8 protein-coding genes are annotated in these 15,803 nt (G+C 47.3%); 4 read left to right on the plus strand and 4 right to left on the minus strand.

Translation table 11 applies throughout. The features are described 5' to 3' along the window. Window positions 1-199: 199 nt before the first annotated feature. Genes zorD through zorA1 form a run of 4 tightly spaced genes read right to left on the minus strand, consistent with a single transcriptional unit; the run spans window position 200 to window position 8,064 of the window. On the minus strand, window positions 200-3,442 hold the full coding sequence (zorD, locus tag H0248_RS10740) for a type I Zorya anti-phage system protein ZorD (protein ID WP_180785924.1): 3,243 nt from the start codon (window positions 3,440-3,442) through the stop codon (window positions 200-202). Next, entirely contained in the window at window positions 3,442-5,124 is a 1,683-nt protein-coding gene (zorC, locus tag H0248_RS10745) for a type I Zorya anti-phage system protein ZorC (protein WP_180785925.1), read from the minus strand. Before zorC ends, zorD begins: the two co-directional genes overlap by 1 nt. Continuing rightward, the gene (zorB1, locus tag H0248_RS10750; protein ID WP_009114116.1) at window positions 5,121-5,861 is read right to left on the minus strand and encodes a type I Zorya anti-phage system protein ZorB1; all 741 of its coding nucleotides are present in this window, start codon (window positions 5,859-5,861) and stop codon (window positions 5,121-5,123) included. Before zorB1 ends, zorC begins: the two co-directional genes overlap by 4 nt. A 13-nt stretch (window positions 5,862-5,874) precedes the next feature. Further along, window positions 5,875-8,064, minus strand: coding sequence for a type I Zorya anti-phage system protein ZorA1 (zorA1, locus tag H0248_RS10755; protein ID WP_180785926.1), 2,190 nt, complete (start codon window positions 8,062-8,064; stop codon window positions 5,875-5,877). A gap of 333 nt (window positions 8,065-8,397) precedes the next feature. Between zorA1 and H0248_RS10760 the strand changes: the two genes are divergently transcribed. The 4 genes from H0248_RS10760 to H0248_RS10775 are packed head-to-tail and all read left to right on the plus strand — an operon-like array spanning window position 8,398 to window position 15,802. Then, complete coding sequence (locus H0248_RS10760) at window positions 8,398-10,107, plus strand: class I SAM-dependent DNA methyltransferase (protein WP_180785927.1); 1,710 nt, start codon at window positions 8,398-8,400, stop codon at window positions 10,105-10,107. Further along, window positions 10,097-11,488, plus strand: coding sequence for a restriction endonuclease subunit S (locus H0248_RS10765; RefSeq protein WP_180785928.1), 1,392 nt, complete (start codon window positions 10,097-10,099; stop codon window positions 11,486-11,488). Before H0248_RS10760 ends, H0248_RS10765 begins: the two co-directional genes overlap by 11 nt. Next, on the plus strand, window positions 11,481-12,668 hold the full coding sequence (locus tag H0248_RS10770; protein ID WP_180785929.1) for a DUF4268 domain-containing protein: 1,188 nt from the start codon (window positions 11,481-11,483) through the stop codon (window positions 12,666-12,668). Before H0248_RS10765 ends, H0248_RS10770 begins: the two co-directional genes overlap by 8 nt. Next, window positions 12,668-15,802 carry a type I restriction endonuclease subunit R gene (locus tag H0248_RS10775; RefSeq protein WP_180785930.1) on the plus strand — a complete coding sequence of 1,045 codons (3,135 nt, stop codon included), beginning with the start codon at window positions 12,668-12,670 and terminating at the stop codon, window positions 15,800-15,802. The genes H0248_RS10770 and H0248_RS10775 overlap by 1 nt, the downstream gene beginning before the upstream one ends. The last annotated feature ends 1 nt before the right edge of the window (window position 15,803 follow it).

The raw sequence follows: 15,803 nt of genomic DNA on the forward strand, positions 1-15,803 counted from the left end.
AAATAATAATACAATTTAAAGAACTGGAATCTGGACTTGGCCAGAAAGTTACTGATAAACCTATCGTTTTCTGGCATATCCTGGAATAGGTTCCCTAGCGAAGCTGTTGTCTCAACAACGACACATCGTTGAATATGATCTTACATTTGGCTTCAGCATAGAATCGAAGCCGACAGGGGTAATAACGCAATTTAAACACCTACGCCCCTTTCAAAAGGACTTCAAAATCTGCACCACTCAAGTCAGGAGTAGCGCAGAGCATATCTCTGGCCAATGCACGTCGACGCTGCAGAAGGTCATCCAGAGTTTCTTCAAATGTGGTTATTTCAGTGTCCCTCACTGTCGGATAATAGACATACACGTCTTTAGTTTGTCCTATTCGGTACGCCCGGTCTGTTGCCTGATCTTCTTTGGCTGGGTTCCAGCAACGAGTGAAATGAATAACATGATTGGCTTTCTGGACGTTAACACCGAATCCAACTGCAACCGTAGAAAGAATAATCACTCCAAAACCTGACTGAGACTGAAAATCATCGATCAGCCGCTGACGACTATTCTGACTACTACTTTTAGTGCTGGTATCGCCGTTAATAATGACTGGACGGAAACCAAATTTCTGATAGATCGCATGTTGAAGTTCACGCTGTAAGTCTCGAAGTTCAGTAAAAATAATGACCTTATCTTGCGTGGTATGCTTTATTTCTTCGAGTATTTTCAACAGCCAGTTAAGCTTAGGTGAGTTATCACGAAAACATGGCTCTGGATTAACTACTGCAGGGTGTGCGCAAATGAGTTTCAGTCGGTGTAACAAACCTAACATACCTGCTCCGGCCTGCTGCATCCCTTCGCTCAATGCTTGCTGCTGTTGCCAATTTGCAACAGACGAAAGGTAGAGCTGTTTTTGCACGCCGGACAACGTCAGTTGTTTGCAGTTTTCTACTTCAATTTTCTGAGGCAAATCACGCGCAACTTCTTCTTTGGTTCGGCGTAAAGTCTGGGGTTCTATCAGCGCCCGCAAACGCTCCAGTCGTTCCGTATCGCGGCCAGCGTCGTTCTCAATAGGACGAACATAATGTTTACCAAATTCATTTAGTGCCCCTAATAATCCAGGCTGGGCAAAATCAAATAAGCTCCACAGGTCAACAAGTGTGTTTTCGACGGGCGTACCGGTACACGCCACTTTAAACCTTGCTTGTACCGCGTTGGCAGCATGTGTGATTAACGCTGCTGGATTTTTTATTTTTTGTGCCTCATCGCACACCATAATGGACCATGGCTGGCGTGCCAGAGAAAACTCTTGATCGCGAAGCGTTTCGTAAGTCGTCAGAATGATTTTCGCCTCACCTGGCCAGCCAGGTTTAAGCAGATTTTTGATTCCCTGAAACTGCAGATGAGCAGGAATAGCCTGTTTGGGGTATTTCACCGCTTTAATCGTCTCGCCATACAATTTCAACACGGGAATACCCGCAGTGTAGAAGAAGTTGTCCAGCTCACGTTCCCAGTTATCTAAAAGAGAAACTGGGGCAACAATAAGACTGGGCGGTTCCTGCGGAAATTTTTCAATAAACCAGACCAAGAAGCTCAAAATTTGTAGCGTTTTCCCCAGCCCCATATCATCCGCCAACAGGCAACCCGCAGTTTCCTCTGGTGAACTAAGAAAAAGTTGCTGGAGCCAGGCAACGCCTGCACGTTGATGATCTTTGAGTCGGATATGTTCTTTCAGACTCAGAGGAATTTCAGGTTCTGCATGACGCGCATTGAGGAGTGAATCGCGGCGCTGTTTGATGTAGGCCGCTTCTTCAATATTCTGCTCAATTTTGAGTACGGCACGAGCCGCTTTATCGACAACTTTACCTTGAGATTCATTTTCAGCGCTTTGCTGTTTTTCCCAGTTCTTACTGAAGGTTTTGGCTGCATCCAGCGGTAATTCGCTGTCATTCCATGGTGTGGTGATATGCGTTTCACCAGCAGCTTCTGCCTGAGTAATTCTCTCCTGCAGTTCACTGAAATGGCCAAGATTTTCAGGCTGCCAATCAGCCAGTGTTTCGACTGAAAATGCGGAGAAATCGATGTCATCAGGAAGCCAGTTCTCACTCTGCGCTTTGGTTAGCCAAGGAGAGGAAATTTTTTCAAATTCACCAATGCCAATCACTCGATCGCCATACTTCCCAATATCCAGCACATCGCTAAATTCTTTTCCTTCAATTTCTTGTTGCCAGCGGGTTAACAGTGCCTGGCAATCGTGCCATTGCTGTTCAGTGAACTGACTTAACTCCAACTCGTAACCTTGCCAGGAGCCTGCTGGCATCTGTGCTGCTACACTAATACCGAGTTGCTGTATGAATTTTTCAAGCTCCCAGGGCGCTAAGAATGCAAAAGTAATTTCTGGCTGGGGAACAGGTGAAACCGGTTCAAGCACCAGCGTAACTTCCGCAATCTTATTCTCAGCATTCAGTTGGGGTATCAATCGGAAATGATGGAAGAAAATCCTGGCATCAAACAACGCCTGCTCATGTTCTTCGGGGGCAATAACATTGGCGGCCTCTTCGCCCAAAAAGGTATAGGGATTGCGAACAAAAGAAAGCGCTTCGCTCCCTGCCACTCGACGACCAGGGATCGAGTGTATTGAGTTTAGGACTTCTTTCACTTCGGGAGGGATGATGACGTGGCTAAGTTCGCCATTCTCTCCAGGGATACGATAGCTATCATGAACCTGCGAATTCTTGTCAAAACTGCCTAGCCAGTTAGCTGGCTGGTCCTCAAAATGGGGTTCAATTTCGATAACCGCAGTATCGGCAACCTTTGCCTTACGCAGACGTAATGACAATGAGGTTGGTTTGACGACATGCGTTTTTTCTAAATAATCATCAAATTTTGCTGAAGCTTGTTTTGCACATTTGCGGATAGCGGCCCACCCTAACTGGTTAGTCGTTTCGCTGGGAGCCTGAGTTTGCTGCGCACTGAGTTGCTCTGTTGCCTGTAAGAGTATCCAGTTTTCCCGTGATAACAGGTATTGCTGATTTTCATGGGTCAAAATGGCACCAGTACGGCTGAAATGGATCGGCTTACAAGTTGGAACCGTAGCCCATTCAGCAATCCAGACGCGAAAATCGTTATCACTTAACGCCCCACGTGAACTCAGGCTTGCGCGTAAAGGCAGTATCTCAGGTACACCGATCAGAGGCAGGCTGCTGGCATGTTCCTCATCCTCCAGCAGGCGATACAATGCATCCCAACTCAACAACCACCGGTCTGTAAGTGATATCAGATAGTCTTCTTCAGCCAGTTGTTCAAGCCAGGATGCCAATGCCCAAAGCTGCGAATCATCAACCAGCGATAGCGGAAAGCTGAGTCCGTTTTCCTCAACCTGATATTTATTCTTTAGGTGGCGTTCTATCTGCTGACGGTTTCCCGTCAGTTTACTTAACAGGCGTTTCAGCATTATTTGATCCAGTAACGATGCGGTTCTTTAGCCACAGGCGCAAAGCCTAGTCGTAACAACTCTCTTTCTAGGGTGTCGTCAGGTGTATTGAGCTGTACGGACAGCACGCCACCTTTTTGTCGATTATCGCTGACGACACATGAAGTCCCTTCAACCAAGCGCTGTATAGCCGTATCACGCAACGGATTGATGATTTTAATGGCAGACAGAGAGGCTGGAGAGTCTGTTTTCTTATCGACAAACTTAACGGGTTCTTCCGCCATCCACCGAATACCCAACTTGCGCAGCTCATCGTCATATTTCAACATCCAGCCAGTTATCCGTACTTTGTTATACCCCTCAGCACGAGGTGCATGAGGCATTCTGAGTACGCAGCGCCCCTGGTCTTTTAGATGAATGTTAATATCAAGCGTGCGTGATTCAGGATTAAATGGCGCGTGACCTATTCTATAGGCGTACATCGCATTTCCTGTCCCGGAAAATTCAACGAACAGATAATCGTTGATCTGCATAATCATGGCATTATCAAAGCTACGTCCACCTCGTAAGTAGCTCAGTCGTCCCTTATTCTCGTCGCGGAATTTCACAAAGTCGCTACCACGATCTTGCCGGGCATCAGTCCCCATGACGATACGAGTAAATCCCATCTGATTGGCGAAACGAAGCCAGTAGTGCAATCGTGCCTGATCGACATCGCCATTACCGCGCAAGAGTTCAAAGAAATGTGTCAGGTCTTGTTTTGCCAGCCATCCCCGAACCATCGCAGCGACCGGCTCGGCGACATACTGGTGCCACTTATTTTGCTGGCTTTTCAGTTGGGGATTATCCCAGTATTCCAACGCTGCCTGCTTCAGCGCTGAATGTGCCTGATCGCGATAGATAGAATGGTAATAGCGAGTCAGGGTCGCAGTCATTATATCGTCACGAAAACGTACCCATTGCGCAGCCAGACCTAACAACCAGCTAAGTTTGTCCAGAAACAGAGGATCATCAAGAGTATCCAATTGTGCTAAAAGAACAGTGAAAATGCGTTTCCACAACCAACTACTATCGGGGATTTGCGCAATTTTCTCTAATGCTGAAAGTGAGTTTCTTTCGCCTGACAGTAACTGCTTGGATATCACGCCTCCGGCTTGTGGGGTAAAAATGTCATGATAAAACTCAATGGTTTTCATCCATGATTTTTCTCGTCGTATCGCGGCTTTCACCACGAAGTACCCTTGGGCGATATGCCCACGCAATACGCACCAGTGCGGGTTTGTCTCGGGTGATTCATGCTGGTAAGCAAAATAGCTTGAACAAAGTGCCGCCCAATCCTTGCGTTTTAACGCTTTAGATTCCAACCGCGTCTTGATAGCGTTGTCGACCTCAGGAAAAAATACATCATCCTCCAGCAGGATTGGCTGGTCAGGATATGACGGATCGTTATCGGCAAGACCATAAAATACCATCCGCCACTCTCGTTCCGTGAGTTCTTCCGCAAGACGAAGACGACGCAGGGCCGCTAGCCGCATTTCTTGAGGAGGTAAGGGGATTCTTTCTGCTTTATCAAACCGTTTTTCCATATCTAGAGCAGCGGAGGCCAACGTATGGAAATCATTACGTAGATAATGGTCATCCCGTTGACTGGAAGAAAGCCTAGCGGCAATACGTTGAGAAAGAGAACTGAGTGCAGGCGTCATTGGGGCATTACCAACTGACAAACTTCTTTATTAACTACAAGGGGAAAATCCACCTCATCGGCCTTATCTCGTTTATCTTTAAGCCCGAAGAACTGCATACGTAACTCGACGCGACGACTAGCTTCTTTGCTTTCCTTGGCATTATTGAAGGAGACGCCACCTGCAAGGAAAAGTTTACGGATTTGGATCTGTTGTTCTGCAGAAAGACCTTTTTGCAGTGGGCTGCGGCTATCAAGCAGACTACACATCACCCATTCAGAGCGCTGTAGGGAGAGATGTAAGTTATACAGATATGAGCCATCAGTGTCGGTAAACCCTTCAATGACGATTTGCTTAAACCACTTTTTGCCCTCTTCACTGTCGGCAGCTTCCAGCACCAGCGGAACAACATCCTGCAGTGCTTTTTGCCCTTCAGCGTTCAGGAAAAAACGGTTGTGATCGAAACGCCCGGCTTCGCCAAAACTGATGCGGTTATCGTGACAATCTACAACAATAGTTTTATTCACGTTGCGGGCATGCAATTCCAAGCGCTCACACAATTTGGATATATCCTGCCCCCTTGTTTTTTCCCCCTGCTCCACACGTTGAATGCGCTGTGTAACAGAGCTCAGCGACGCCACCATAACCACCAGAAATAACACCATCATAGCCGTCATCAGGTCAGCATAGGAAATCCAGAATGGTTTCTCCGCCTCATCGCTGCGGCGTTTTTTAACGCCAAATGCGTTTCCAAACATCAGCTGTCACCCCTCAGGCACGCGCGCGTGACAGAACATCGTCAAGCTCGCTGATGCTTTCTCCAATCTGTTCAACAGAACCGGCGAGCAGATTGGAAGCTTTTGCCATTTCTACATCAAGTTTACCCAGTGTTTTATCCAGACTACGTGAAACACCGTCAGAGAAGTCTTCAAACCCTTTCCCAAGCACGTCACTGACATTTTCCATAAAAGCCTGTGCTTCCCGGTTATAGCTCTGCAGACGTTCACCGTGCTGTTTAAGATCGGCGATAAATTGGTTACGCGTGGTTTGTTCAGACTGTGTATTAGCGGCGAGTAATTCCAGCATAGCAATTGATTTGCTAACGGCTTCCCGATTGTTACGATAATCGGCCACTACAGATGTGAGTTCGCTGGTGGCAAGAGAGAGCGATGAACCCGCAGATTGCGCTTTATTCAGTACATCAGCAGTGAGGTGATTTGCTTCCGAGACTCGATCGCCTGCGTGTTCAAAGCGTTCAGCTGCAACACGCATTTTGTCCGCGCCATTTTGCATATCCTGAATCTGTCGGTTGGTTTGTTCCGCAAACAGGCGAAGTGTTTCAGTCGTTCTCTGATGTTGGCTGGCAACAGTTTCGATCAGTTGTTTAATCTGATCGTCTACCTCACTCATCACTCGCTGTGTCTGTTCGTGCAAGGACTGTTGATTCGCTTGCTGATTCGCTGAAATCTGTTGCTGACCCTTATCGATCTGCCCAAACAAGCTACCCAACTGTTCACCAAGCGCCTCGACAGAGGACGCCATTTTTTCCATTGTGGCACTCTGTCCCTGCTGCACCGAGTTTTGGATGGCTTCAATAAAGGCGGCCATATGCTCTGCCTGTGCTTTTTCTCGCGCTTCGCTATCGGCGAACATTTTCTCCAGTTGGCGAGCCATACGCTCACCGGCCCCTTCACCTTCTGCGCCAATCTTAGCCACTGAAGCCTGAAGGCTGGTGAGCATGTCATTCATGCCAGCCTGCATCGCTTGCTGACCAGATTTCATCTCTGATAACAGTTTCTCGATAAGTTGTGCACTCCCCTGGCGGGAATCATCGCTTACCTGACGCATGTCCTGTAATAACGTGGCGAAACCGTTTTGCATTGTCTGAATCGCGCCAACAGTTTGCCCCATCATTTCATTAAGATTAGTGAACTGCTGGCCAAAGGTGGTGTCGAGTTTCGCCATAAATGCCGTCAGCACATCCTGAAGCATGTTCTGCACCATACCGCTTTGATCGCCACTGGCCGTCTGCACGGCACCGGCAATTTTATCTAGAGGCGACTTCAGACTGTTTTCAATCGCACCACTGACTTGCTCGGCAAATTGTGCGCCTGATTCGCGGTAAGTGGTGCTTAACGTATTAGCCAGACGTTCATTTTCGGCTTTCTGATTTTCGGTTAGTTGCAGCAACATATCGCGGAGATCGGTAACCAGGCTCTCTTTCAGATGACGTGCCTGGGTCGCACTTTCGTTACTGGATTTTACCAATGAGGCAAGGTACTCCTCACCAACGCCGCTGTCATAAAGGGAGTCCAGAGCAGCAGTGAATTTTTCCAGATATTTGTAGCACTTGGCGATGCATAGCTTTTCCAACCAGGTGACAAAAATGGAGGCAAAAATAGCGAACGCAGATCCCAAGAAAGCATACAACACATCGTGCAGCAGATTATTGACGCTACTGGTGACTTGTTCTGGTGTGCTGGGATCGAAATGGTTGAGACCAATCATCAGACCATAGAAGGTGCCGATAATCCCCACACCGGTCAGAATTCCGGGCAGGTGTTTGAAGAATTCAGTGTTTAAAGGAATATCGATCAATTGTTGCTCAGAGAAGAAACTGGCACTCGGTGCAGTGGCGCGAATACGGAGGATTTTTTCTTCCCCGTTACTCAGTTCACGCTGCGGGTGCAACGATTCTTCGAACTCATTCCACGCGTGCCTGAGTCCAGGCCGCTGAAACAGGTTCTTAAGATGTTCAAGCTGGGCCTCTGGAGCATTGTTTTCAACGCTGATAATTGATTGTGTGTATTTTTTAAGGCCATTCACAATTCTAATGGCTCTGATCAAATAAAAGTAAATAAAGCAGACGACTGCAAAGCTAACGAGACCGATAACGGTGACAGGCACCCAATGGGGTTCCACAGACGTAAGTGTCACTAAGAGAGAATTAAGCCAGGACATTATTTTATCCGTTTAATGTATTAATCTGTGATCAGAGTTACCATCGACAACATTCTGATTACCTTTAATCAAAATTTATACGCTGCAATGGTCGTCACCGCATCGCGAGCCCTAAATGGCTCCTGCCGTTCAAGGAATGAATGATAAAAGTAGGATAAACAAGCGAGACGGTGATCTAGTTTCCTCTTTTTTACCCTTCAAAAGCAAACTTCTTCACTCGGTGTCGTTTGTAATCGTATCCATTACGGTTATCATTTTGCGCAATGCATTCCAAAACTGAATTTGCGATATGGCATGGTTGCTCTTTCGCTGCGATCTACCCCGAGGATTTTCATGAACAACGCTGAACAACAGTTTCTTAATGAGTTGGATAACAAATTCTGGAAAGCTGCCGACAAACTGCGTTCCAACATGGACGCCGCCAACTACAAGCATGTGGTTCTGGGGCTGATCTTCCTGAAGTATGTTTCTGATGCCTTCGAGGCGCGCCAGCAGGAGCTAGTGGCGCTATTTCGCGATGTGGGTAATCCAGACAACATCTATGCCATGTCGCGTGACGATTACGACTCCGACGAAGAATACGCACAGGCTATTCAGGATGAGCTGGAAGTCGAAGATTACTATACCGAGAAAAACGTCTTCTGGGTGCCTAAAGCTGCACGCTGGGAAATACTGAAAAATAAAGCCATGTTGCCGATCGGTACAGTGCTGTGGGTGGATGAAAACACCGGACTGGAGGTCAAACTGCGCTCCGTTTCCTGGCTGGTGGATAACGCGTTGGATGAAATTGAAAAAACCAACCCGAAGCTGAAAGGTATTCTGAACCGCATCAGCCAGTACCAACTGGGCAACGAGGTGCTGACTGGGCTGATTAACACCTTCTCTGACGCGAACTTTAGTAACCCGGAATATAACGGCGAAAAACTCAGCTTAAAGAGCAAAGATATCCTCGGGCACGTGTACGAATATTTCCTCGGCCAGTTTGCGCTGGCGGAAGGCAAGCAAGGTGGCCAGTACTACACGCCCAAAAGCATCGTGACCCTGATTGTCGAAATGTTGCAACCGTACAACGGGCGGGTATACGACCCAGCAATGGGCTCCGGCGGGTTCTTTGTTTCCAGCGATCGCTTTATTGAAGAGCACGCAGGCGAAAAAAATTACAATGCCGCCGAGCAAAAACGCAATATTTCTGTTTACGGCCAGGAGTCAAACCCGACCACCTGGAAGCTGGCGGCGATGAATATGGCGATCCGTGGCATCGACTTTAACTTCGGCAGCAAAAACGCCGATACACTGCTGGATGACCAACACCCAGATCTGCGTGCCGACTTCGTGATGGCCAACCCACCGTTCAATATGAAGGAGTGGTGGAACGAGAAACTGAAAGAGGACGTGCGTTGGAAATACGGCACACCACCGCAGGGCAACGCTAACTTTGCCTGGATGCAGCATATGATCCACCACCTTGCACCGAAAGGCTCGATGGCGCTGCTGCTAGCCAACGGTTCGATGAGTTCTAATACCAATAATGAAGGCGAGATCCGCCGTAAGTTGATCGAAGCCGATATGGTGGAGTGTATGGTGGCCCTGCCGGGCCAGTTGTTTACCAACACCCAAATCCCAGCCTGTATCTGGTTACTGACCAAAGATAAATCTGGCGGCAACGGTAAAGCGCACCGCAAAGGTGAAGTGCTATTTATTGATGCGCGCCAGATTGGCTATATGAAAGACCGTGTACTGCGTGATTTCACTCGTGAGGATATCGCAAAAATTGCCGATACCTTCCATGCCTGGCAGGCGGATAAAGGCTATGAAAACGAAGCAGGGTTCTGCTTCTCTGCCACGCTGGACGATATTCAGAAAAACGATTTTGTGCTTACTCCTGGGCGTTATGTCGGTGCAGCTGAGCAAGAAGAAGACGATGAGCCGTTTGCCGAGAAGATGGCACGACTGACGGCGCAGCTTAAAGATCAGTTGGAAGAGAGCGCGACGCTGGAAACGCAGATTAAGGCGAATCTGGGGGGGTTGGGTTATGCGTTATGATTGGGCTGAGAATATTTTATCCGAGTTAACCGATGAGATTACTGTTGGATTTGTGGGATCTATGATTCATGAGTACGTTGACTCAGGAATCCCTTTCTTACGGTCAAAAAATATTTCCAATTATGAAGTCATCTGGGACGACATAAAATATGTGTCATCTGAATTCCATAAAAAAATAAAGAAATCAGTTTTACGTCCTGGTGATGTTGCTGTCGTGCGAACGGGGAAGCCTGGAACTTCGTGCGTGATCCCGGATGAGCTGCCAGAGGCCAACTGTTCAGATTTGGTTATTGTTAGAGTTAATACACATAAACTGTGTCCTTATTTTTTGTGCTACTACTTGAACTCAATTGCTGTTCATCAGGTTAATTCACAACTCGTTGGTGCCGTACAGCAACATTTTAACGTGGCTTCTGCAAAGAATTTAAAAATCAAACTACCCTCTTTAGTTATACAAAAGAAAATTTCCCATATTTTTCAATGCATTGATAGCAAAATAAAATTAAATAAAAAAATTAACCAAACTCTCGAAAAAATGGCGCAAGCCCTGTTCAAAAGCTGGTTTGTCGATTTTGAACCGGTAAAAGCCAAAATGGCAGTGCTGGGTGCAGGCGGTTCGCAGGAAGATGCGACGCTTGCTGCTATGACTGCGATTTCTGGTAAAGATGCAGATGCGTTGATGGTTTTTGAGCGTGAATACCCTGATCAATATGCCGAATTAAAAGCCACGGCAGAACTGTTTCCGTCTGCAATATATGAGAGTGAGTTGGGGGATATTCCAGAGGGATGGAATCTTGGACCATTGAGTAACATTGCCATTTTTGCCAACGGAAAAGTAGATGTTTCTTCTTTGACAGCTGAAACATATGTATCTACTGAAAATATGTTGGAAAACCGAGCGGGAATTTCTACAGCCACTTCATTACCATCAGTAAATAGCATTCCAAGTTTTAGATCTGGACATGTTCTGATTTCCAATATTCGTCCTTATTTTAAAAAAATTTGGTTAGCTCGTTATAGCGGTGGCCGTTCGGCGGATGTATTAGCCTTTGAAGCACGAGATGCTGTAACTGTAGAGTATATTTACAACCTCCTTTATCAAGAGTCATTCTTTGATTTCATGATGCTGACATCTAAAGGAGTGAAAATGCCTCGTGGTGATAAAACAGCGATTATGGGATGGCAATGTATTTTCCCTGATAAGAAGATTTCTGATGCTTTTTCAAAGGCAGTTGGTAAGTATTATTCATTCATTGAAATAAACAATACACAGAATAAAACGTTAACCCAATTCCGTGACACCCTCCTCCCCAAACTCCTCTCTGGTGAAATCACCCTGCCGGAAGCCGAGCAGGCAGTCAAAGAGGTGGAACATGTATAAAGTCGATACACCTACTAACAGCCTGCACTCCCTACAAGAAGTCTCTTTCAGTAGTCTTGGTTTTACTGAGCGCTATCATTTACAAGAATGGCTGGCGAAAAACCCGCAGGCGCTGACCCGCGACAACGACGATGAACTGCTGATTATTCAGAAAGAGTTCGCTGGTTTTGACGACACCAAAGAGCGCCTTGACCTGCTGGCGATCGATAAACAGCGCAATCTGGTAATTATCGAAAATAAACTCGATGACTCCGGGCGCGACGTTATCTGGCAGGCACTAAAATACGCGGGCTATTGCGCCAATCTGCGTAAAGATCAAATCCTGGAAACTTTCCAACTCTATCTCGATAAATATGATCCGGAAGAAACCCGCCCGGCTGCCGAGGTGATGGCTGAATTTCTGGAGTGTGAAAGCCTGGACGAAGTGCAAATCAATCAGAGCCGTAGCCAGCGGGTGATGATGGTGGCAGCCAACTTCCGTAAGGAAGTGACCAATACTGCCCTGTGGTTGATGCAGTTTGGTCTGCGAGTACAGTGCTTTAAGGTCAAACCGTATAAATTTAATGACGAGGTGTTTGTCGATATACGCCAGGTGATCCCAACACCGGAAGCAGAATCTTACATGATCGGCATGGCACAGAAAGAGGCTGAAGAGCAGTCAGCCAGCGGCGAACTGAAAACCCGGCATCAGTTGCGTAAAGCCTTTTGGACCAAAATGCTCGAACGCCTGAAAGCCAGCACGTGTACGTTGTATAACAATATCAGCCCCTCTACCGACCACTGGCTCAGTGCTGGGTCTGGTATTAGTGCTGTGTCGTATAACTTGATTTTCAGTAAAAAAGAGATTCGCGTCGAGCTGTGGATTGCCAAAGCCTCTGCGGAGAGCAATACCTTTGCCTTTAATTGGCTGTATGAGCGTAAAGAGATGATTGAGAGCACCTTCGGCCATGCGCTTAAGTGGGAGCCTTTACCTGGTAAAAAATCCTGCCGTATCTCTTTCGCCACATTTGCGACTAGCCTTGATGAGAGCAATTGGTCAGCGATGATCGACTGGCTGTTGATAAACCTGACTGCGTTTGAAAAAGCACTCGATCCCTTTATTGCCCCGCTAAATATGGCACTCAAAGCTATTTCAAACACGCCGGAAGATACGGAAGAACTTGAGACAGGGGAAGCCTGATGCTGAGCGAAGACGATTTAGAACAGCAAAGTCTTCAATGGTTTGCTGAACTGGGCTGGGAAGTATTGCACGGACCGGATATTGCGCCAGATGGCGACAATCCGCTGCGTGCTTCGTTCCATGATGTTTTTTTGCGCCCGGTGTTACTGGAACAGTTGCAAAAGATTAACCCACATCTCCCAGTTGCCGTGTTGGACGAGGTAATACTGCGTATCGCTCATGCGCAAAGTCCGGATCTGGTCGTTAGTAACAAAACCTTCCATCACCTGCTGCTCGACGGCGTGCCGGTGCAGTACAAACAGGACGATAAGATTATCCACGATAAAGCCCTACTGATGGATTTCAACTACGCCAAGCATAACCGCTTTACAGTGGTGAATCAGGTCGCCATCCAGGGAACGAAGCAGGTACGTCGTCCGGATGTCATCAGTTATATCAACGGTCTACCCGTCGCTGTCATTGAACTGAAAAGCCCGATTGATGCTAATGCCGATATCTGGGCCGCATTTAATCAGTTGCAAACCTACAAAAACGAACTCAGCGATCTGTTTATCTGCAATGAAGCGCTGGTGATCAGCGATGGCTACAATGCTCGTATCGGTTCTCTCACCGCAAACGAAGAACGTTTCCTGCCGTGGAAAACGTTAACTAATGAAGATGAAAAGCCGCTGTTTGAGTGGCAGCTTGAAACGGTAGTGAAAGGGTTCTTTAACCGCGAACTGCTGCTCGACTACATTCGTTATTTCATTCTGTTTGAAACTGACGGCAATCGGCTAATAAAAAAAATTGCCGCCTATCATCAGTTCCATGCTGTGCGTGAGGCAGTGGCAGCGACGATTGTGGCCTCTACCGGTAAACACTTGCCTTTGCGCAGTAACATCACGCCAGGCAGTAAAAAAGCGGGCGTGGTATGGCACACCCAAGGCTCAGGTAAGAGCATTTCAATGTGCTGCTACGCAGGGAAATTGCTGCAACAGGCTGAGATGAACAACCCCACCATCGTCGTTGTCACCGACCGTAACGATCTCGACGGCCAATTGTATGCCACGTTCTGCCAGGCGCAGGATCTGCTGAAGCAGGAGCCATTGCAGGCGAACGACCGCGATCAGCTCCGCGAAATGCTTAATGCCCGTGAATCAGGCGGGATTATTTTTACCACTGTGCAAAAATTTGCCCCTTTGGATGGCGAACAGACACACCCGTCGCTCAACCTGCGCAGTAATATCGTCGTCATTTCCGATGAGGCGCACCGCAGCCAGTATGGTCTTAGCGCCACGCTGAACCGGGAAACGGGCTCTTATAAGTACGGTTATGCCAAACATATGCGTGATGCATTACCCAATGCATCGTTTATGGGCTTTACCGGAACACCAGTTTCTTCCGAAGATAAAGATACCCGAGCGGTGTTTGGTGATTACGTCTCAATCTACGATATTCAGGACGCCGTGGAAGACGGCGCAACCGTACCTATCTATTATGAGTCTCGTCTGGCAAAACTCGACCTCAATCACGAAGATCTAGATACGCTGTCTAATCAAGTGGATGAGTTAGTTGAAGATGAAGAGATTGCGCAAAAAGAGAAAACCAAAGGGGACTGGAGCCGCCTGGAAAAACTGGTCGGTTCTGAACCGCGCATCAATCAGGTGGCCGCTGATTTGGTTCAACATTTTGAGGCGCGTAATGCCACAATGAACGGTAAGGCGATGATTGTGGCCATGAGCCGTGAAATCTGCGTGAAGCTGTATGATGCCTTAGTTGCATTACGCCCGAAATGGCACAGCAAAGACGTCGAAAAAGGTGAAATAAAAATCATCATGACCGGCTCCGCTGCCGACAAAGAACATTTCCAGTCACACATCTACAATAAGCAAACCAAAAAACGCCTTGAAGCACGTTTCAAAGATCTCAACGATCCGCTGAAACTGGTGATTGTGCGCGATATGTGGCTTACCGGATTTGATGCTCCATGCTGCCACACTATGTATATCGACAAACCGATGCGCGAACATAACCTGATGCAGGCGATTGCACGTGTAAACCGCGTATTCAAAGATAAGCCTGGCGGCCTGGTAGTGGATTACATCGGTATCGCCAATGAACTGAAACAGGCGTTGAAAACCTATACCGATTCAAAAGGTAAAGGACAGACTACCGTCGATGCTCATGAAGCGTTCTCCATCCTGCTTGAAAAGCTGGATGTTATTCACGGCATGTTTGCTAAAACACCAACGGCATCCGGGTTTGATTACACTGGTTTTGAAGAGGTCCCTCAACGGTTTTTACTTAAAGCCGCAGATTACGTGCTGGGTCTTGATGATGGCAAAAAGCGCTTTTTCGATGTCGTGCTGGCGATGAACAAAGCGTGGTCGCTGTGCAGTACGCTTGACGAAGCTAAATCTCTACAAAAAGAGGTGGCTTTCCTGTCAGCAGTGAAAGTGGCAATCATTAAGCTGACAACAACCGATAAAAAATTCAGTCAGTCAGAGAAAAATACACTGCTCGGTAAGATCCTCGATAACGCCATTATTGCGACGGGTGTAGATGATGTATTTGCACTGGCTGGCCTAGATAAACCGAATATCGGACTGTTATCGGACGAATTTCTAGAAGAAGTACGTGAAATGCCGCAGCGTAATCTGGCTGTCGAGTTGCTAGAAAAACTCCTGAACGACGGCATTCATGCCCGAACCAAAAACAATGTGGTACAAGAGAAGAAATATTCAGAGCGCCTGAAAGCCGTACTGCTCAAATACAATAACCGCGCCATTGAAACTGCACAGGTGATTGAAGAACTGATCCAGATGGCAAAAGAGTTTCAGGAAGCGATGGCGCGTGATGAGGCATTGGGACTGAACCCGGACGAAATCGCGTTCTACGATGCGCTGGCAGAAAACGAAAGCGCAGTACGGGAGCTAGGAGATGATGTCCTTAAGAAGCTGGCGATCGAAGTTACGCTAAAATTACGCCAATCCACAACGGTAGACTGGCAGGTGCGAGAAAGTGTACGGGCTCGACTGCGTATTCTTGTGCGTCAGACGTTACGCAAATATAAGTATCCGCCAGATAGAACACCTTATGCTGTCGATCTGATACTGAAACAGGCTGAAGTGGTTTCAAATAGCTGGACGGTTTGAG

The organism is Pectobacterium brasiliense, assembly GCF_013449685.1.
GTDB classification, from domain to species: domain Bacteria; phylum Pseudomonadota; class Gammaproteobacteria; order Enterobacterales; family Enterobacteriaceae; genus Pectobacterium; species Pectobacterium brasiliense_A.